The sequence below is a fragment of the Bacillus timonensis genome, from assembly GCF_000285535.1.
Lineage (GTDB): Bacteria > Bacillota > Bacilli > Bacillales > Bacillaceae_L > Ferdinandcohnia > Ferdinandcohnia timonensis.
Genome location: NZ_HE610986.1, coordinates 1,046,356 through 1,066,673 on the forward strand (window position 1 = coordinate 1,046,356; position 20,318 = coordinate 1,066,673).

Consider the following 20,318-nt stretch of genomic DNA (forward strand, 5'->3'; position numbering starts at 1 on the left):
TTAAAAAAAGCTTCTGTTGTATAATGAAGTCAGTTTAATAACGAAGGTTTTCTAGGGTTCCGTAGCTTATTGGCTAGCCTGGTCCGAGAGAAAACTCATAGCAAAAGAGGATATTCAAAAGCCCGTTTTGCTATGCCACGGAGGGACAAAAGCCTGGGAGATTATACATTTGTTATAATCTCTTGGGCTTTTTCTTTTTATTAGGAAAAATAAAGGAGGAATTATAGATGAATATGGAATGGATGAAGGTTTTTTTAGCGGCGTTTTTTGAAGTGTTTTGGGTGATTGGTTTAAAACATGCGGATAGTTTTTGGACATGGACTGGAACGGCTATTGCGATCTATATCAGTTTCTATGCTTTAATTGCTGCGGGTAAAAAATTGCCCGTTGGGACAGTTTACGCTGTCTTTGTTGGTCTAGGTACTGCCGGAACTGTCATTTCAGAAATTCTATTTTTCAATGAACCTGTCAAACTCGTAAAGCTTCTATTAATAGGATTGCTATTAGTTGGAGTAATTGGACTTAAACTTGTTACAAAAGAGGGAGAAACGGAAGGAGCTGAAGGGTAATGGCGTGGTTATCACTCATTATTGCTGGAATCTTTGAAATGCTAGGAGTCGTAATGATTAACCAATTTCATAAAAAGAAAAACTGGAAATCCTTAGTCTTACTGCTTGCTACTTTCGGTGGAAGTTTCCTGTTTCTTAGCATCGCAATGAAAACATTGCCTATGGGCACTGCATATGCCGTTTGGACCGGAATTGGTGCATCGGGTGGGGCGATACTTGGAATGCTTCTATATGGTGAGCAAAAGGATTGGAAACGATTTGTATTCATTGCTTTAATTATTAGTTCTGCTGTTGGTTTAAAATTAGTTGGGTAATAGTAAAGTAGGGAGCCCTCCCCAAGGCCCCCTACAAATCGACAATTTTATCCCATTTCCGAGGAAATACCTCAAAGGTTAATATTGGAACTTGTCTAAAAATGAAAAATAATCTTTTAAAAAGTCATAAAACAATTGTTCAGTTGGGAGTAATTTTCGCTCTTTTGGAATAATAACACCTACAGAACGAGTTACCTCAGGCTGCACAACCGAAACTTTCACTGTGGAATGAGGTACATTTTCAATTAAGGTCACCTCAGGGATGATTGTTACGCCAAGCCCTGCTGATACAAGACCTTTAATCGCATCAATATCTTCCCCTTCAAAAGAAACAATTGGTTGAAACCCTAGCTGATTACATGCTTTCACAATGATATCTCGTAAAACAAAGCCAGTCGGAAATAGTACAAACTGTTCTTCTTTTAACTGACTAAGATTTATTGACTTATTTGCTGCTAATGGATGTGATCGATGTAAAAGTGCCACCATTCTATCCGTAAATAAAGTGGTTCCTGCTATTTTCTTTTCTTGGTTTGGTACGGGCCCAAGTAATGCCATATCTATCTCACCAGTTTTCACTCTCTCTACTAATGAATGGTAATTCCCTTGGGACAGTGAAAACTTAACTTGCGGATGTCGATCACGGAATGCAGATACAACTGTTGGGAGTGTATGTGCAGCTAAACTACTTGGAAATCCAATACGGATTGTTCCACGCTCAGGGTCTAAATATTCTTCAATCTCACGTTTTGCATTATCTAGCACATTTAATGCCTGCTCAACATGGTCTAAGAATATTCTTCCAATTGGTGTTAATTTCACATTTCGTCCATCTCGTATAAATAAATCTACGCCTAATTCAGCTTCAAGATTGAATAACTGCCGGCTAACAGCTGATTGAGCAATATGCATCGAATTTGCTGCTTCTGTAACATGTTCTCGCTTTGCAACTTCTATAAAATAGGTGAGTTGTCTGAGTTCCACAGTGCTTCCTCCTCGATTCATCTAATTTCGGCATCGTTTATATCTTTTATTTATATTGTTTAGATTAATTATTCATTATAAAATAACTAATATCAAGAATTTACAGATAAAAAAGTTTTTGTCCGTTCGTTTTCGTTGATTTTGACGTAAAAAATATATAGCAAAGAAAGGGTGAATGTACACGATGGCTATGATCGAAAAGTCTATTCCTGTACCAGAGTTAAAACAAGCAACCGATTATATGAACAGAGTATATGAGGAGGTTAAGAAAAGAAATCCTCATGAACCAGAGTTTCATCAGGCAGTGAAAGAAATTTTCCTTTCGCTTGTACCTGTATTTGCTAAAAATCCAAAATATATGAAGCAAGCAATTTTAGAAAGAATCGTTGAACCGGAAAGAATGATTACATTCCGTGTACCTTGGGTAGATGACCAAGGTCAAATTCATGTAAATCGTGGCTATCGTGTTCAGTTCAACAGCACACTTGGCCCATATAAAGGCGGATTGCGTTTCCACCCTTCCGTTAATGCAAGTATCATCAAATTCCTAGGTTTTGAGCAAATCCTAAAAAACTCCTTAACTGGTCTTCCAATTGGTGGAGGTAAAGGTGGATCTGACTTTGATCCGAAAGGAAAATCCGATAATGAAATCATGCGCTTTACACAAAGCTTTATGACAGAACTTAGTAGACATATTGGCCCTAACGTCGACGTTCCAGCTGGAGACATCGGTGTAGGTGCTAGAGAAATTGGCTACATGTTCGGTCAATACAAAAAGCTTCGTGGCTATGAAGCAGGTGTACTTACTGGAAAAGGCCTTGGATATGGCGGAAGCTTAGTTCGTACAGAAGCAACAGGCTATGGTACTGTATATTTCGTTGAAGAAATGCTAAAAGAGCAAGGTCTTTCATTCGAAGGTAGCACAGTTGTTGTTTCAGGTTCCGGTAATGTTTCTATCTATGCGATTGAAAAAGCTCAACAACTTGGTGCAAAAGTGGTTGCATGTAGTGATTCAAATGGCTATATCTACGATGAAAATGGCCTAGATTTAGAAACTATCAAACGTATCAAAGAAGTAGAACGTAAACGTATTAAGGAATATGTCTTAGAACATCCTCAAGCAGAGTACGTTGAAGGCTGCTCAGGTATCTGGTCTATCCCTTGTGATATCGCATTACCTTGTGCTACTCAAAACGAAATTGATAGCGAATCCGCACAAACTCTTATCTCTAATGGAGTAAAAGCAATTGGTGAGGGTGCAAACATGCCTTCTACGCTAGAAGCAATTGACTTATTCCTTGAAAGCAAAGTCCTATTCGGACCTGCAAAAGCGGTTAATGCTGGTGGAGTTGCCGTTTCTGCACTTGAAATGTCACAAAACAGCATGAGACTTTCTTGGACTTTTGAAGAAGTCGACAGCAAGCTACAAGATATTATGGCTTCTATTTACCGCAACAGCATGGATGCTGCTGAAGAATACGGACATCCAGGTAATCTAGTATATGGTGCAAACATCGCTGGCTTCTTAAAAGTAGCTGACGCAATGATTGCTCACGGTGTTATCTAATAAGACGAAGATGTAAAAAAAGCTGTTTCCTCCCTTGGAAGCAGCTTTTTTCTATATGTTAAAAGCAAAAGACACATGCTCCATCAATGGGAACATGTGCCTTATTTACTCTCAACCCTCTAATAATAAATCTTCTGGGTCTTCTAATAGTTCTTTAACTTTTACAAGGAATCCTACAGCATCTTTACCATCAATTATTCTATGGTCATAAGATAGTGCTACATACATCATTGGACGAACTTCAACAGTGTCATTATTATCTATAACAACAGGGCGTCTTTGGATCTTATGCATTCCCAAGATACCAACCTGTGGTGCGTTAATAATTGGTGTTGAATTTAGAGAACCGAATGTACCACCATTTGTGATTGTGAATGTTCCACCTTGTAGGTCACTTAAGCCTAATTGGTTGTTTCTTGCTTTTTCAGCTAGGCGTCCGATTTCACTTTCAATACCTGCAAAGCTTAATGTGTCAGCATTACGTACAACTGGTACAACTAACCCTTCTTCTGCAGAAACGGCAATACCGATGTCATAGAATTTCTTAAGTAGGATTTCGTTTCCTTGAATTTCAGCATTAACAAACGGATATGCCTTTAATGCACCGATAACTGCTTTCGTAAAGAATGACATGAAGCCAAGTTTAACTCCGTGTTTTTTAAGGAAGGCATCTTTACGACGTGCTCTTACATCCATAACAGCAGTCATGTCAACTTCGTTAAATGTAGTTAGCATGGCAGCAGTATGCTGTGCTTCAACAAGACGTTTTGCAATTGTTTGACGACGTCTAGACATTTTAATTCTTTCTACACGTGGGTCATCATTTACAACTGGTGCAGTTGCAGTTTGTTTTGCCGCTGGTGCTGGTGCAGATGGTGCTTGGTTATGAGCCTCAACATCCTCCACACGAACACGTCCTAGAGGATCTTTGTATGAAACTTCGTTTAAGTCAATTCCAAGCTCTCTAGCTCTTTTTCTAGCTGCTGGAGAAGCAATCACTTGCTTACCTTTTTCCTGCGCTACTTCTTTCGCAGCCGGCTCTTGTTTTGCTTCTGGTGCTGGTACCTCAGCTTTAGTCTCTTGGACTGGCGCTGCCTCAGGTGCAGGAGCTGCCGCATTTGATTCAGAACCATTTTCATCAAGCTTTGCAATCACTTGACCTACTTCAACATTATCACCAGGTTGGAATAAGAATTCCTTGATAATGCCTGTATGTTCACTGTTAATTTCAACGTTTACTTTATCAGTTTCAAGTTCAGCGATTGACTCGCCTTTGTTAACGAGTTCGCCTTCTTTTTTTAACCATTCAACAATTGTTCCTTCTGTAATGGATTCAGCTAGTTCTGGCACTTTAATTTCGATCATTGCTGATTCCCTCCTTTGTCTGTAAGCAATGCATCTTGCATAATCCAAGCTTGTTCTTGTTTGTGAATATCTGGATCGCCCGTAGCTGGACTTGAACGCTTCGGTCTACCAACATAATCTAGTTTCAATTCATCAGATAAAATATCCATTAATACCGGTTGTAATGCCGGCCATGCCCCCATGTTCTTAGGCTCTTCTTGGACCCATACAACCTCTTGTAAGTTAGGATACTGGCTAACTAACTCTTCTAATTCTTTCTTAGGGAATGGATATAATTGCTCCACTCTTGCAATATGCAAGCTTTGTGCTTGTTCAACAGGTAAATTCGCAGCTTCTGTTGCTAAATCAATGGCTACCTTACCACTGCAAAGTATTAAGCGTGTTACTTTTTCCTTTTCTGTTCCCATTCCTGGTTGCTCAAGTAATGGTTTGAAGCCTCCATTACTTAAATCAGCAAGTGATGAAGCTGTTTGTGGGTGGCGAAGTAGACTCTTTGGAGTCATTACAATCAAAGGTCTTGCTTCATCAGTAGAAGTAAGCAAGGATTGTCTTCTTAATAAATGGAAGTATTGTGACGCACTTGTTACGTTCGCAACAATCCAGTTATTTTCCCCAGCTGCATTTAGGAACCGCTCAACCCTACCACTAGAGTGCTCTGGACCTTGTCCTTCATATCCGTGTGGTAAAAGCATCACGAGACCCGATTTTTGTCCCCACTTCGCATGACCAGAAGAAATAAACTGGTCAATAATTGGCTGTGCCACGTTCACGAAGTCACCGAATTGCGCTTCCCAAAGGACAAGAGCATTTTCATCTTGAACACTATAACCATATTCAAAACCTAGAACAGCAGCTTCAGATAATGGGCTGTTATAGATAGAGAATGAAGCTTTTGCTTCAGGAATATTGTGTAATGGGATAAATTTTTCGTTTGTTTCATAGTCATTTAGTGCAACATGACGATGAGCAAATGTTCCTCTCTCACTGTCCTGACCCGTTAAGCGAACTGTTTTTCCTTCAGCAAGAACCGATCCGAAGGCTAAGGTTTCAGCCAATGCCCAATCCACTTTATTATCCTCATCTAACGCAGTTTCACGTCGTTTTAAGATACGTTCAAGCTTCGGATAAACAGTTAACGATTCTGGCCACTGTAATAATCCTTTATTTATGCTGCGTAAAAGATCAGAAGGAACTGTTGTATCGAATTCTGGAATAGAAGATAATGCTTTCGGCTTCTTAGGTTTCACACGCTCTTCATTTTCCGCAAAGTCATCAAAGATTGATTGAAGTTTTTGCATAAATTCTTCTCGTTTTTGTGTAAGCTCTTCAGCTGTCATAACGTTCTGAGCAACTAGCTCATTTCCGTACTTATCAGCAATTACCGGATGGTTTGAAATCTTCTTGTATAATAATGGCTGTGTTACGCTTGGGTCGTCCATTTCATTGTGACCAAAACGTCTATAACCAACTAAATCAATTAATATATCCTTTTCAAAACGCTTACGATACTCATATGCAAAATGAATCGCTGCAAGACAAGCTTCAGGGTCATCCGCATTGACACGTAAGATTGGAATCTCATAACCTTTTGCAAGGTCACTTGCAAATCGAGTTGAACGAGAATCTGTATTATTTGTTGTAAAACCAACCATATTATTAGCAATGATATGAACAGTTCCACCAGTCTCGTAGCCTTTTAATCTGCTCAAGTTCAAGGATTCAGCTACCACACCCTCACCAGGGAATGCTGCATCACCGTGAATGAGAACACTAATTGCACTTTGCTTATCCTGCACAGGGTAACCAGCTTTACTAGTATTGTCTTGAGCTGCACGAGTAAGCCCTAGTACAACAGGGTTTACGAACTCCAAGTGACTTGGATTATTTGCAAGATTAATATGAGTTATATGCTCCTTAGGACCTTTAAAAGTACGGTCAGCCCCTAAGTGATACTTTACATCTCCAGACCAACCATAGTTAATCCCTCTAGAACCTTCAGAAGGAATTAAATCTTTGTTTGGTGAATGATGGAATTCAGAGAAAATGAGTTCATATGGCTTATTTAGAACATGAGCTAACACATTTAAACGGCCGCGGTGAGCCATACCGATCATAATGTTATCGGTGCCATCACTACTGCCTTCCTGAATTAAACGCTCAAGCATTGGGACAAGCATATCTAATCCTTCGATAGAGAAACGCTTTTGACCAACAAATGTTTTGTGTAAAAATTTCTCAAACCCATCAACATTCATTAGACGCTCTGCAAGTTTTTTCTTTTCATCTGCAGAAAGGTTTAAGGTAATTCCATTGATTTCAACTTGCTGTCTTAACCAAGCTCTCTCATCTTCTGAATCAACATGTCCAAACTCATAAGATATGGATTGTGTATAAACTGATTTTAAATGCTCATAAGCATCCCATCCTGTTTGAACTGATGGAGGTGCTTCCTCCCAAATGTATGTTGCTGGGATATTCATTAAATCTTCTTTCGTTAGGTTATAATAACCTGGCTCTAAAAAGCTGGTATCTGGCTTCGGTCTAGTACGAAGCGGATAAATATCAGCCGCTAAATGCCCATATGCACGAATGCTTTTAATTAATTTTGCCCCAGATGTAATAGTCTTGATTGTTTTCGGTGAGATACCCCCACTTACTAGTTCTGCTGTTGCTGATTGCTCATCTGCTGGTGGTGGCCCAAGTTCTTCGAAAAGCGCTTTCACAGAAGGGTCTACTGAACTTGGATCATTCTTGTATTTCTCATACATGTCAAAAACATAACCCATGTTTGGGCCATAGAATGACTCCCACACATTTTTCCTTAGTTGGTTATCCATTTTGTATTAGCCTCCATATTACATTACATGTTGTAATAATGATATAGACAAATTAGTGTTTCATAGAAATATGACATCTACCCATACTATACCCCATTTCCAGTTAATTTCTAGTAAAATGCTTACATTGAAATTTTCCAGAAAAAAGCCAAAAAAAACAGGCAAAATAAGAGTCATTATATAGTCATAATTCTGATTAAATATGTTATTCTTATCTTATAGTTGAAAGCAGAAAGTTTCCTTGATATAAATCAATTTTTTTAAGGAATTTTGCTAAAGCAAATAATATGATTTGGAATAACATAAAGTGAAGTCTCTATTGTAGTACAACATTCCACTTGAAGTAAAGGAAACGTTAGATAAGTTGGTTATCCATTTACACTTTTTGAACCAAAAGTCCGTTTAGACTTAGGCAGGGTAGGTAATCTTACGTACAACAAGAGTCCGCATTTTATGGGCATTTTGAAAGGAGAAAAAGTGTTCTGTATGATTAGCAGTCCACATGATCCAAGCTATATTTGTCAGGTACCTATTTTTCAAGGTTTAAATGAGAAGGAAAAGAAACTTTTACAAAAAGTCATTCAAATTCGTGATTACCGTAAAGGGGAAGTGATTTTTAGCGAAGGTGACCCTTCTGACACCCTTTATATTATCAGTGAGGGCATTATCAAAATCACAAAAGTGGCGGAGGATGGAAAAGAACAAATCGTTCGACTCTTATTTCCTGATGACTTTTTCGGCCAATCTGCAATGCTTCAATCTGAAAATCACTATGCAAATGCGGTAGCAATTAATGATACTGTTATCTATACAATTCAGAAACAGGACTTTTTTAATACATTAGAGCGAAATCACAAAATGGCTCTTCGTTTCATGCGTGCATTAAATGAACGGATTTATCAAGCAGATGAATGGATGAGTCTGCTCAGCCTGATGGAGGTCGAACAACGATTAGCTAGTGTACTTCTCTTATTCAATAACCGGGGTCGAACTAAAGACGGGAGATTTACACTTCCAATCACAAAAAAAGTATTAGCATCTTTGATTGGAACGACACCAGAAACAATTAGCCGGAAGTTCGTCAAATTCATTTCCGAAAATTTGATTGAAGTAAATGGACAAAGAGATATTCACATCCTTGACCTTGAGGGCTTAAAAAAGAAGGCAAAAACATTGTAAACCCACAATATGAATGTGGGTTTTTTGTTTTGAAGTGGATAACCGGTATTAAAAAAGTTCTCATGCGGTCCTTTACCTGCATAACTGATATCTCCTTCTCCTTAAGTGATATCCCTGTCCCAGCCAAGCATGCAGTCAAAACAAAACGCCCAACCATCATCGGTTGGGCGCTTATTTATCAAAAGGATACATAATTAAGTGGGTTTACTGCGTTTGAATGTCCACCACTGTATTGAGTTGGACTATATGGGCCGTCATAAATTTCAAAATGGAGATGCGGGCCAGTTGAGTCGCCTGTATTTCCCATGTATCCAATTAAATCTCCTTGTTGTACACGGTCATACTGGCCAACAAAACGTTCCTGTAAATGCGCATAAACAGTTGTCATTTGACGCCCATTGATATAATGAGTAATCATAATGACATTTCCATAACTGCTTTCAAGGCGAGAGCGAGTAATGGTGCCATCTGCCGCTGCATAAATTGGAATATTTCCTGGGCGTCCACCTTTTCCAATATCAATTCCAAAGTGCATTTTTCCCCAACGCACTCCAAAGCCTGAAGTGAGTCGTCCTGTTGTAGGTTTTATAAACCCTCCATTATTTACAGCTGGTGGTGCTGTTGCTGCTGGTGGCGGTGTATTCCCTGCCGCTTCGGCTTTCTTACGTTCTTCTTCAGCTTTTTTGCGTTGTTCCTCAAGTTCTTTTTGCCTTTGATTCCACGCATTGATTTCCATTTGTATTGCTTTTTCCTGTGCTGCTAATAATTCGCCAACATCCTCTAAAGCATGAAGCTCATCATGCATTTTTTGCTCTTCTGCTTTGAGTTGTGACATGACTTTATTTTGTTCTTTAATTTGTTCTTGTAACTGTATTTCTAATCGGTCAAGCTCTTTTAACTGTTCTTCTTGTTGTGCAAGTAAACTCTTAACCTCTACTTTATTATCCTCTAATAGTTTAATATCAGCTTCATGCTCTTTCATAATATCACGGTCAGCTTGGACAAATGTAGATACTGCGCTAACCCGGTTAATGAAATCATTAAAACTTTTTGAGCCTAATAGCACATCCACATAACTGACCAATCCGCCACTTTCCTGAAGACTGCGCATACGCTCTTTAATAAGCTCGTCCCGCTTTTGAATCCGTTCCTCAAGAACTTTCATCTCTGCCTCAAGGCGTTCAATTTCTTCTTTCGTTTCTTGGATTTGTGCCTTTGCGCCGTCTATTTTGCTACGTGTCTCACCAACAGCAAGATCGAGCCGTTTAATTTCTTGTTCGACACTAACCTGTTGTTCTTTGATTTCGTCTAGAGCTCCCTCCTTTTGGGAGATTTCCGACTCAAGCTCTGATTTCTTTTGCTGAACTTCTTGCTTTTCACTTTCTAGTTCTTCATTTTTTTGAACCGCTAATGCAGTATTAGGCATAGATGTCAATAAACTTCCAAGTCCTATTGATATACCTATTCCAATCATGAGAAGTTTTCTTTTCACCCGCTCACATCCTCCTTCTACCAAACTAGCAATCTATAGATGAAAAATTTTACTTTCCAACCATATGTATCACATTTTGTTATATATTCTCACGATTTGTATTATAACATAAATAATTGTCTTAAAACGTCAAAGTATTATTACAATTATATTTCAGTAAGAGTTGAAAACACTGGATTTCACAAAGATTTTTCGACAATCTAATAGTAATCATTTTAACACGTTCAACGGGAAAATTCGACAATTAATTTCCATAAAAAAACCCGCCAATAGGCGAGCTTATTTCATGCTTCTACAGGTTCTTTTTTCATTTGCGGGCGTACTGTTTGTTCCGCAGTTATCGCTTTAGAACGAAGATGAATTTCATACCATGACTTTCCGTCTGAGGATTCCTTTACCTGAGATGTAACAATTTGAACATTCGGCAACAACTTCTTTACAATTTCCACTTCCTCTACCGACAACCTCAGCTCTCGATATAGTTTTCCGTCCTTAAATGAATCATGTAAAAATGCTTCAAACCTTGCATCCTGGTTTCTCATCCTGTCCTCACCCGCATTCTTATTTTAGGCGCTTGCCTGAACGTAAAATCGATCTTTCCACAAGTACGTTCATGGCGTCAATTGTATGACGTTCTGCCTCATCACTTAATTTTATGCAGGACAATTCCGTACATGCCAAAATCACAGTTTTACAATTCTCTTTTTCAACAAGGTGTTTTATGAGCTGCTCAAGCTCACTAGAATCAACATCGAGGTCACTTTTGACATTGTTATAAATTATGTCCATGACCTTTTCTTGTAAGCTATCATTGGGGACTAAAAGCTCTAGCTTATACTTCTTACATACGTCAGCGTAGATTCCACTACGAATCGTCCCGTTTGTTGCAAGAATTCCAATCTTCGTATCGTCCCCATACATATCATGGATTTCCTTTATTGTTTCTTCAACCATATTGATAATCGGAATTTTTGTCAGCTTCTGAAGCTCCTCGTAAAAATAATGAGATGTGTTACAAGGAATAGCAATATTCGATACACCTGCTGCTTCTAGGAGCTTGAAATCATTTTTAACAGCATCTAAAAATGTCTCGCCGGTATTAGTAAGGATTGCATTAGTTCGGTCCGGAAGAGTTGTATGATTAAGGATGACCATATTTAGATGGTCTTGGTCCTTATGGGCCTCAGTTTTGTTGACTATTTTATCAAAGAAAACAGATGTCGCTTTTGGTCCCATTCCACCGATGACGCCTAGTATTTTTTGTTCCATGTTCACACCTAGTTTCGCTCATTTTTACTTTACAGTCATTGCATGACTTCCTAAATCAACATAGCTTGCAAAGAATGTATCTGCATCATATGTGACTTGTCCTTGCAATGGATTCATGACATGCACTTTATCACCCACGTAGCCATTTAAGACCACAGCATGTAAGTTGATTGGCGCATTGAACTTCGTATTTGTGTTAGTAATGTTCCATGAATAATTGACTTTTTTCTTACTTAAGTCTAACGTTACCCAAATTACAACAGGATTACCCTCTTCAAGCTCCATGATGATTTCCTCACGAGAGCTTCCGCTTAGGTCAATTGGTTCAAGATCAGCGTCTACCTTTTCTATGTATGATTGAGCTGCTTGAACAATTGGAGGCGCATAGGAAAAAAAGCCACTCCATTCCCGTGGGTTTCCTGCATATGCCTTATTAGGATCAGGTCCATATAAGACATTGTTGATTTTTTTAAATGGCTCCTTTGGCAAATAATTGTCTGACATGTCCAACTTGGAAACATCATAGCCATAAAAGTTCAAAATAGAAGTTAATGATGTAATTTCACAGCCATTTGGCAATTCCGGCAATTGAAGGATCTTTTCAACCGGAATAAACACTTCTATCACACCGTTCGATACTTCTCGATAGGGATTCGTCTCCTGTGCATACACAGTTGTAAGCCCAGAAAACACACCTTCTGTCCCATCAATCATACTTCTAGTAATGCCTTTAACAGTCTGAAAGTTCAATAATAGAAAAATGACACATATGAAATTCAAAAATAATAGACCCGTTACTATTTTTTTCACTTCCATCTGCCCCTTTTCTAGATGTTCAAAAAGCAGGTGTAAAATGACACGACGTAGCGCTTTTGCGGACGCGTCTTCTTCAACCTCCTATTTGAACACCATTCTAAATCTGATAGACAATCACTAGAAATCATTTATATGTGAAAAAAACATTTTTATAACTCAATGAAGAATTTCTTATACCATACAAGGAATACATAGACTGTATAGATGTATCTTGCATAGTTGTGTCTTCCATGGAAGTGGTCGTCAAGGTATTTAACTAACTCATCTGTATGGAAGAACTCTTTTGCAATATCAGATTCGAACATGTCTTTAACGATATTGTAGTATTTCTCTTCACGAAGCCAGTGTCTCATTGGAACAGGGAACCCGACTTTTTCTCGTTTTGCCCATTCTTCTGGAAGTACCTTTTTCGATGCAGCACGAAGAGCGTATTTGGTATCAATGTCATTTACACGTAACTTACTTGGAATGTGTGATGCCATTGACATCACTTCTTTATCTAAAAATGGAACCCGTAATTCAATCGAATGAGCCATACTCATTTTGTCTGCTTTTAAGAGGATATCTCCTGGTAGCCAAAGTTTAAGGTCAAGGTACTGCATTTTCGTTAAATCATCTTTTCCTTTAACCTTATCATACACTTTTTTCGTAATACTTTGAATAGATGGGCCTGTTTGATATTCATCTTTTAAGACGTTACGAGCATCTTCTTCCTCAAATACCTTTGCTTGACCGATGAATTTTTCTTCTACTGGTTGTCCACCTTTAATAAGGAAGTTTGTGATCTTGTTTTTCGGAAGAGCACTACTAATCCCAGCAATCGCACGACGAATGCCAAATGGAATCTTTTCGTATTTTTCTAGCTTTCCAGACTTTTGGTACCAGACGTAACCTCCGAAGATTTCATCTGCCCCTTCACCAGAAAGTACGACTGTAACATGTTTACTTGCTAATTGTGATAAAAAGTACAATGGAACAGATGATAAGTTTGATTGCGGCTCATCCATGTGATATTGGATTGTTGGCAGCATTTCAAATGCTTGATCTGCATTCATCAGTTCTTTGTAATTCTCAATTTCAAGGATATCAGATAAATCTTTTGCTAAATTGGTTTCATTGAAGATTCCTTCATGGTCCTGGAATCCTACAGAAAATGTTTTATTTGGCATTAATAGGGCTGTAATGTAGCTAGAGTCAACCCCTCCTGATAAAAACGAACCAACTTTGACATCACTAATTTTATGATATTTTACAGATTCTTTTAAAGTGTTATTTATTTCTTCAATAAAATGGTCAAGACCTTTATTTTCTGCTTCAAAGTCAACATCCCAATAAGGCTTGATTTCAATATTGCCTTTTTTGTAGATCATATAATGACCAGGCTTTAATTTGTATACACCTTTGAAAAATGTCTCATCAAGCACTGAGTATTGGAAGGTTAAATAAGGTTTTAACGCGTCTTTGTTTAGCTCCTTTTTAAATGCTGGTTGCTTTAAAAATGCTTTTATTTCAGAGCCGAAGATAAGAGAATTATCGGTTGTGTTTTGGGTATAGTATAAAGGCTTAATTCCAAAGAAGTCACGTGCTAAAAACATGGATTCATTGTTTTTATCCCAAATTGCAAAAGCAAACATCCCGCGAACCTTTTGTAAAAGGTCTACTCCATATTCTTCATACGCATGAATTACGACTTCACTGTCAGAACCACTTTTAAAAATATGGCCCTTTTCAATAAGATCTTCACGAAGTTCTTGATAGTTGTAGATTTCACCATTGAAGACTAAGGCACAGCTTCTATCTTCATTCAACATTGGCTGACTTCCCTCTTCAGATAAATCAATAATGCTTAGGCGGCGAAAGCCTAATGTCGCATGGTTATCTGAAAAATAATTACCACTGTCAGGACCTCTATGGATTATTGTGTCCATCATATCATTAATTACTTTTACTTTATCTATTTCAAGCTTTGAGTCAGCAAAACCAACGAAGCCACACATAGTTTAATCACCTTTGTTATTAGATTTTTTGCATTAATTATTTCCGCCGGAGGCTCAAACCTTATTTAGTAGGGGATTAAATGTCCACTAAATAAAATTTGGGTTTATCCTTCACTGCGTCCTAACATTTGCCGTTGTTCTTTTGTTAGACCCGCTACACGGTGACGCAATGGGAAAAACAGTTTTTCACGCGAAATACCCGGTCTCATTTTTGCAATTTGCTGTAGAGCAACTCCTGCACCGTAGTCCATTCCCTGTGCTCCAGCAAGAATCACAACATCCCCTGTCTCTGCATGAGAAAGGGCTTGTGCAATGGCGTCATCTAGCTCATCATAAAGAGCCACATCAATTCCTGCCTTTTCCATAACCTCTAGGAACACAGCTGTTTCCTCGTCAGTTACATGGTCTTTGGACGTTACATGGGATACGCTTTTTGTCGCAATAATCTCATTAAAGCCGAGTGTTTTCGCCCATTTTACGATTGCTTCCGCGTTTTCACGGTTGACAGTTGGGCCACGTTCCCCACGAATCGCATAGACTAAATGAAGATCCTTGTATTCCATATACTTCAACGTTTGTAGTGTCACATCAATATTCCCTGCATTTGCAAAGTGGTCGTCAATGATTTTAAAACCATCCTCAAAAATAAATTCAAAACGGCGTTCCACTCCACCAAATTTTTTCAAACCTTGTTGAATGGAGGTTACAGGAACCCCACAAAGTAGACCAATTGTAACGGCCACCATCGCATTATAAACAGAGTGTAAACCAGGAACAGATAACTCAATCTCAAATTCTCCTGGCTCGACTTTATATTCATAACGAGAAAAAGGCTTTAAAATCTCAATTGTAAACTTGGCTCTACCAGTGGTCAAATCCAAATTTTTGCAAGCAATATGACCTTCTTTACTCTCCAATCCAAAGGTAATAACCTGTGCCTTTGTTTGATTAATTAAAGAAGTAGAATAAGAATCATCAAGGTTCAATATCGCATGGCTTTTTTCACTCGCATGGCGAATTAAACCTGACTTCACCTCAAAATATCGTTCAAATGAACCGTGCGAATCAATGTGCTCACGGCTAATATTATTTAACGTTACAATATCATAATCAACTGCTTCGACACGATGTGTTTCTAATGCATTTGAGGAAACCTCCATCGTCACATGAGAAACATCTCGTTCTACCATTTGGCCTAAGTAAAATTGCAAGTCGAGTGATTCAGGTGTTGTTAGCTCAGACGGAATAGCGAAGTCATCAATCTTAATTGAAACCGTACCAATTAGGCCTGTTCGATAGCCCTCTTCCTCTAAAATGGCATTGGTCATGAATGAAGTAGTTGTTTTCCCGTTCGTTGCCGTAATTCCAATCATATTCATCTTTTTTGACGGATTTTCATAAAACTTAGCGGCAAGTCTTGCAAGTGCAATTCGACTATTTTTCACAACGATTTGAGGAATCTCTAAACCTTCTTGCACATCCTCAACGACAGCCGCAACTGCTCCACTTGAAATCGCCTGTGAAAGGTATTTATGACCATCCGTTTTATATCCTTTAATACATACGAAGAGATGCCCTTCTTTTACTTTTCCAGAGTGGTAAGATAATCCACTAATTTCAATATCCTTTTCATCAATGGTTTCTTGAACCTCAATCGCTGACAAAAGTTCATGTAGTTGAACCATTTTGTTCCCTCTTTTCTATCGTTAGCGTTTCTTTTTGAATACCTTATTTACTAAACTTCTTCCCTGCAATCATTTTTGCAAATGAAATAAACGGTTTCGGATCGTTCCAGTCCCAAATTGCATGGGCTTTAGGCTTGAAGTAGGAACGAATCACCTGACCCATCGTAAGTTGACCAGTTTTTAAGTACCCTTTTACAGCATAAAAGTCCTCATAGGCATACCAAAAAACTTGACCTGTATCATGTTCAAGCCCTTTTGGCGGTAGTGGATTACCTGTAAGCTCACGATATGTGATGTATGGGAAATTAAAGCCCACTTTATTTAATAACGTATTAAAGTTTGTAATCCTTACATTCAATTCAATCAAGTAAAATTGACCTGTTTCAGCATCCTTTTTAAACTCAATTTCCACAAAGCCTTTAAAGCCAATCGCTTCTAAAAAGCGTGTACCTATTTCCTTAAGCTCAGGAACATAGCGTTGCCCTGTATAAACAGATGCCCCAAAATTGATTGGATATTGGCGGAACTTCTGAGCAGTCACCCAATGTGTAACCTTCGCATCTTGATTCAAATACGCATCAAAGGTATACATATGATCATCAAACCCAGGAATAATTCGTTGAACGATGACCTCTTGTTTCGCCTCTTTTGCCTTTTGTAGAGCTTCATCAAGCTCCTCTCGGTTGTTTACAATAAACAGCTTTTTGCGAAAAATTGAAACGAAGGTCGGTGAATCTGTTGGCTTTACGACACATGGATATTTAATCGTTTCTTCTATCTTTTCATAAAAATTGTCTTCATTTAAACGAACTGTTTCAGGAACAAGCATTCCATGTTCAGTTGCTAGTTGATGAAGGAGTTCCTTATCCATTGTCTTTGTGTAAAGACCTTGTTCTGTTTGAGGAATCAAGTAGTATTCCTTTAATTCATTCAAATACTGGTCAATGACCTCAACATAATTATCATGACAAGGAATTAGAACAGGCTTTGCTGTTTGTTTTCTTGCATATTCCTTTAAGAAGTCAATAAAACCTTCTGTATCTTTTCGATAATGCGGTGCAATAATATGCTCGGTACAGTATTTTGAATCTGCGCCGTACGTACCTTCGTATGAATAGTCTACGGCAACAGTATGTATGCCCTGTTTCCCCAAACACCGAATTGTGCTTAGACCTATATAGTAATTGCAACCTAAAATGACTGCTTTATTATTCATTTTATCGATCTCCCTAGTATCTATAACCTATAAAAACATTTTTCGACATTATTTCACATTCTCCATATTGACACAGAATAAGGGGTGTTTCAAGATGAAATCCATCTTATTCTCGCTTGTTACCAAGCTGTAATAATTGAAATGTCCAAGGCGCGCAACTTTAAGTGACAAGCATAAGACAAGGCTGACAGAAGGTTCATTTCATCTTCCAAAGCGATTGACTTAGACCAGAGAGCCGATAGCGCCTGAACTAGACAACACAAATGAAAAAACAAACATAAAAATAGAGTACAACATATATATTTTCGTACTCCATTCCCCTTTTTCGACCTATTTCCCCAATCTCTTTTGTAGTAGATTTATCATCTTTGTTCCATTATATACAATCGGTTTAGCTGCTCTCATTAAGACTGAATTGGAAAGCGAAACTCTTGATTGCTCTCTCCAGTACGTGAATAAGTTCGCTCTACATACTGAATTTCTGTATCCGACATTAATAATACGGTCGAACTTCTAGTCCCATACCCATTTGTTTGAATAAATAATGACGAAAGTATTCGTTCCCATTCGAGTGAGACACCCGTTTTTGGGAGGAAATGATCATTGGGCCTGTCTGTGTTCTGAAGTAACTCTACTAGATTCTCTACCAGGTTTTCTCCTTTTATGATTTGGGCCAGTCCCTCTTTTCCTTTTTCTACCTTCGGCCAGTTTGTATTTAGCAAATGATTGCTTAGCCCGTGAATGCCCGGCTTTACGTTTTCCAATCTCTTTCCCACATTTGAATAGTAATAAAGTTGATTCGGATCCCCAACCAAGAGATTGTAACCAGGAAATTGGGAGTTCGTCTTTTCAAGTTGTTTCATATATTCAGCAATCTCCCCATTATAGGTAAGAGCTTCTTTTACAAGCTTTCCTCTTGATTGTTTTCCTACTGAACTTTCATTAGGGTCCCGATAGTTTGTTAAAGCAGCAAAACGCCCAGCTTTCGTGACCCCCATCCAGGTTCCCATTTTCTCAAGATCTCTTCCAGCTAGAAGAGTGGGTTCATCCTCCCAAAAGTGGATCGGAGCTGTTGGTCGTTGATAAAATTCATCCCGATTTGCTGCAATAATTAATTGATAAACAGGATGTTTCTTATAGGCGAACAAAACTAAGCACATTCCACCCACCGCCCTTTTTCACAAATTATAACATTTATTTTCCATCCAGGTGTGCTTCTTAGGCATTTCCCCATAAAAAAACAAGGGCAACTCGCCCTTGTTTTTTTAACCTACTTCTTTTGCAATTTCACGTGCCTTTAGCTCTCTTCTTAGGATTTTTCCACTGATCTTTGTTTTAGGAAGTTCATCCAATACTTCAATTTCTCTTGGTGCAGCATGGGCGGCAAGATTTTGCTTTACGAACACACGAATATTCTCCAGTAAATCCGCTGAAGGGCTATAACCATTTTTTAGAACGATAAATGCTTTTACAATTTCTCCTCTGACAGGGTCAGGCTTTCCAATAACACCCGCTTCAGCAACGGCTTCGTGTTCAATTAGCTTGCTTTCGACCTCAAAAGGACCAATGCGCTCACCAGATGAATTAATCATGTCATCACTTCGACCTTGGAAAAACACATATCCATCTTCATCTAGAATGGCCAAATCACCTGATACATACCAACCATTTACAAAATAAGAGTTGTATTTCTCTTCATTTTTCCATACTTCTCTCATGATAGCAGGCCAGAAAGCCTTGATACCGAGGTGGCCAACTTGGCCATTTGGAAGTGGTTTTCCATCATCATCTATTACCGCTACCTCAATTCCAGGAAAAGGACGTCCCATTGAGCCAGGTTTAATGACCTCTGATGGAAGATTGACGATTAACTGCGCCCCTGTTTCTGTCATCCACCACGTATCATGGATTCGTTTTTCTAAAGTCTCGATTCCCCAGACAATGACTTCGGGATTTAACGGTTCACCTACACTTAAAATATGGCGTAATGTACTAAGATCGTATTTTTTTAGCACTTCATTTCCTTCTGCTTTCAGCATCCTGAATGCAGTGGGGGCACTATACCATACCGTCACCCCTGCTTTTTCAATTGTTGAATACCAAGAATCCGCATTAAATCTGCCCCCATTTACGACAACGGTTGCTCGATTAAGCCAGGGAGCAAAGATTCCATACACAGTTCCTGTCACCCAACCAGGGTGTGCTGTACACCAATAAACATCATTATCTTTGATATCAAGTACCCATTTACCCGTTTGGTACTGCTGAATCATTGCTCGGTGTGCATGTACAATCCCCTTTGGTTTCCCTGTCGAGCCACTCGTATAGTGAATATTAAGCCGATCCTCAAGATCTAACCACTCAATAATCGTATTCTGACTTGGAGTTTTAGCTAATTCCTCTACTAGAGAGATTTCATTTTCCCCACATTTTTCAGGTCCTTCCGTAATGAACACCGTTTCTAGTGATGGCAGCTGTTGTTTAGGAACTCTTTTCCCCAACTCTGAATCTGTAATTAGAAAACGACCTTCACAATCAGAAATACGGTCCCTAACGGCATCCTCCATAAATGCTTCAAAAAGTGGCCCCGCAACGGCCCCTAGCTTAATCGCTGCAATCATTGCAATATAGCAATCTGGATTTTTCGGTAAAAAGATAAAAACAATATCTCCCTTTTTAACTCCGTATTTTTTCAGGACTGTCGCTAAGTGGTCAGATTTATCTTTTATATCTTTAAATGTAAAAACTTGTTCCTCATCTTCATTAATATAGTGAAGGGCTACTTTGTCCCCATATCCTTCTGCAACATGTCGATCAATGCACTCATATGCCATGTTCACTTGCCCCGTTTGGTACCAACTAAATTCCTTTTTAACATCCTCCCAAGAAAAATCCTGTCGAACCTTTTCATAGTTTTGAAGATTATAGTTTCCTTCAAAAGGTTTTATAGCATCCAATTGTGTGGTTGTCATTTCAACTCTCCCCTTCCGTTAACTTTGGTAGTATTTCTATAATTTTCAATTTAATC

General features: G+C 38.6%; 16 protein-coding genes and 1 riboswitch. Of the genes, 4 read left to right on the forward strand and 12 right to left on the reverse strand.

Annotation, left to right across the window (positions count from 1 at the left end; translation table 11 throughout):
* Positions 1–40: 40 nt before the first annotated feature.
* Positions 41–162, forward strand: a riboswitch (guanidine-I (ykkC/yxkD leader).
* A gap of 65 nt (positions 163–227) precedes the next feature.
* Together BTHG_RS13790 and BTHG_RS13795 are read left to right on the forward strand one after the other, a co-directional pair.
* Positions 228–569, forward strand: coding sequence for a DMT family transporter (locus BTHG_RS13790; RefSeq protein WP_026021818.1), 342 nt, complete (start codon positions 228–230; stop codon positions 567–569).
* Positions 569–883: a DMT family transporter gene (locus tag BTHG_RS13795; RefSeq protein ID WP_010677316.1), complete on the forward strand. Its 315-nt coding sequence runs from the start codon at positions 569–571 to the stop codon at positions 881–883. Before BTHG_RS13790 ends, BTHG_RS13795 begins: the two co-directional genes overlap by 1 nt.
* A 78-nt stretch (positions 884–961) precedes the next feature.
* Here BTHG_RS13795 and BTHG_RS13800 read toward each other — a convergent pair whose 3' ends face one another.
* On the reverse strand, positions 962–1,867 hold the full coding sequence (locus tag BTHG_RS13800) for a LysR family transcriptional regulator (protein ID WP_010677317.1): 906 nt from the start codon (positions 1,865–1,867) through the stop codon (positions 962–964).
* Between the two features lie 241 nt (positions 1,868–2,108).
* Here BTHG_RS13800 and gdhA point away from each other — a divergent pair, with 241 nt between their 5' ends.
* Positions 2,109–3,434, forward strand: coding sequence for an NADP-specific glutamate dehydrogenase (gene gdhA / locus BTHG_RS13805; RefSeq protein WP_408605279.1), 1,326 nt, complete (start codon positions 2,109–2,111; stop codon positions 3,432–3,434).
* Positions 3,435–3,545: 111 nt separating this feature from the next.
* Here gdhA and odhB read toward each other — a convergent pair whose 3' ends face one another.
* Entirely contained in the window at positions 3,546–4,799 is a 1,254-nt protein-coding gene (gene odhB / locus BTHG_RS13810) for a 2-oxoglutarate dehydrogenase complex dihydrolipoyllysine-residue succinyltransferase (RefSeq protein WP_010677319.1), read from the reverse strand.
* The gene (locus tag BTHG_RS13815; RefSeq protein ID WP_010677320.1) at positions 4,796–7,636 is read right to left on the reverse strand and encodes a 2-oxoglutarate dehydrogenase E1 component; all 2,841 of its coding nucleotides are present in this window, start codon (positions 7,634–7,636) and stop codon (positions 4,796–4,798) included. The genes odhB and BTHG_RS13815 overlap by 4 nt, the downstream gene beginning before the upstream one ends.
* 453 nt (positions 7,637–8,089) lie before the next feature.
* Between BTHG_RS13815 and BTHG_RS13820 the strand changes: the two genes are divergently transcribed.
* Positions 8,090–8,815, forward strand: a complete 726-nt coding sequence (locus BTHG_RS13820; RefSeq protein ID WP_010677321.1) for a Crp/Fnr family transcriptional regulator — start codon at positions 8,090–8,092, stop codon at positions 8,813–8,815.
* Between the two features lie 178 nt (positions 8,816–8,993).
* Here BTHG_RS13820 and BTHG_RS13825 read toward each other — a convergent pair whose 3' ends face one another.
* From BTHG_RS13825 to acsA, 9 genes are all read right to left on the reverse strand, one after another.
* A complete protein-coding gene (locus tag BTHG_RS13825; RefSeq protein ID WP_010677322.1) occupies positions 8,994–10,307 on the reverse strand; it encodes a murein hydrolase activator EnvC family protein in 1,314 nt (437 codons plus the stop codon).
* A gap of 284 nt (positions 10,308–10,591) precedes the next feature.
* Positions 10,592–10,849, reverse strand: a complete 258-nt coding sequence (locus tag BTHG_RS13830; RefSeq protein WP_010677323.1) for a hypothetical protein — start codon at positions 10,847–10,849, stop codon at positions 10,592–10,594.
* A 19-nt stretch (positions 10,850–10,868) separates the two neighbouring features.
* Positions 10,869–11,576: a cysteate racemase gene (gene cuyB / locus BTHG_RS13835; protein ID WP_010677324.1), complete on the reverse strand. Its 708-nt coding sequence runs from the start codon at positions 11,574–11,576 to the stop codon at positions 10,869–10,871.
* 24 nt (positions 11,577–11,600) lie between these two features.
* Positions 11,601–12,386 (reverse strand): C39 family peptidase, encoded by a 786-nt coding sequence (locus BTHG_RS25010; RefSeq protein ID WP_010677325.1) that lies wholly within the window; start codon positions 12,384–12,386, stop codon positions 11,601–11,603.
* Positions 12,387–12,541: 155 nt separating this feature from the next.
* Entirely contained in the window at positions 12,542–14,389 is a 1,848-nt protein-coding gene (gene asnB, locus BTHG_RS13845) for an asparagine synthase (glutamine-hydrolyzing) (protein ID WP_010677326.1), read from the reverse strand.
* Between the two features lie 104 nt (positions 14,390–14,493).
* On the reverse strand, positions 14,494–16,074 hold the full coding sequence (locus BTHG_RS13850) for a Mur ligase family protein (RefSeq protein WP_010677327.1): 1,581 nt from the start codon (positions 16,072–16,074) through the stop codon (positions 14,494–14,496).
* A gap of 43 nt (positions 16,075–16,117) precedes the next feature.
* On the reverse strand, positions 16,118–17,290 hold the full coding sequence (locus BTHG_RS13855) for a carboxylate--amine ligase (protein WP_010677328.1): 1,173 nt from the start codon (positions 17,288–17,290) through the stop codon (positions 16,118–16,120).
* A gap of 404 nt (positions 17,291–17,694) precedes the next feature.
* On the reverse strand, positions 17,695–18,450 hold the full coding sequence (locus tag BTHG_RS13860; protein ID WP_010677329.1) for an NRDE family protein: 756 nt from the start codon (positions 18,448–18,450) through the stop codon (positions 17,695–17,697).
* Positions 18,451–18,555: 105 nt separating this feature from the next.
* Positions 18,556–20,262, reverse strand: a complete 1,707-nt coding sequence (gene acsA, locus BTHG_RS13865) for an acetate--CoA ligase (RefSeq protein WP_010677330.1) — start codon at positions 20,260–20,262, stop codon at positions 18,556–18,558.
* Between the last annotated feature and the right edge of the window lie 56 nt (positions 20,263–20,318).

Coding starts and splice junctions, on each gene's coding strand:
- cuyB (WP_010677324.1), bottom strand. CDS start 11,576: ATGGAACAAAAAATACTAGGCGTCATCGGTGGAATGGGACCAAAAGCG.
- BTHG_RS13855 (WP_010677328.1), bottom strand. CDS start 17,290: ATGAATAATAAAGCAGTCATTTTAGGTTGCAATTACTATATAGGTCTA.
- BTHG_RS13790 (WP_026021818.1), top strand. CDS start 228: ATGAATATGGAATGGATGAAGGTTTTTTTAGCGGCGTTTTTTGAAGTG.
- BTHG_RS13860 (WP_010677329.1), bottom strand. CDS start 18,450: ATGTGCTTAGTTTTGTTCGCCTATAAGAAACATCCTGTTTATCAATTA.
- BTHG_RS13850 (WP_010677327.1), bottom strand. CDS start 16,074: ATGGTTCAACTACATGAACTTTTGTCAGCGATTGAGGTTCAAGAAACC.
- acsA (WP_010677330.1), bottom strand. CDS start 20,262: ATGACAACCACACAATTGGATGCTATAAAACCTTTTGAAGGAAACTAT.
- BTHG_RS13815 (WP_010677320.1), bottom strand. CDS start 7,636: ATGGATAACCAACTAAGGAAAAATGTGTGGGAGTCATTCTATGGCCCA.
- odhB (WP_010677319.1), bottom strand. CDS start 4,799: ATGATCGAAATTAAAGTGCCAGAACTAGCTGAATCCATTACAGAAGGA.
- asnB (WP_010677326.1), bottom strand. CDS start 14,389: ATGTGTGGCTTCGTTGGTTTTGCTGACTCAAAGCTTGAAATAGATAAA.
- BTHG_RS13830 (WP_010677323.1), bottom strand. CDS start 10,849: ATGAGAAACCAGGATGCAAGGTTTGAAGCATTTTTACATGATTCATTT.
- BTHG_RS13820 (WP_010677321.1), top strand. CDS start 8,090: ATGGGCATTTTGAAAGGAGAAAAAGTGTTCTGTATGATTAGCAGTCCA.
- gdhA (WP_408605279.1), top strand. CDS start 2,109: ATGAACAGAGTATATGAGGAGGTTAAGAAAAGAAATCCTCATGAACCA.
- BTHG_RS13795 (WP_010677316.1), top strand. CDS start 569: ATGGCGTGGTTATCACTCATTATTGCTGGAATCTTTGAAATGCTAGGA.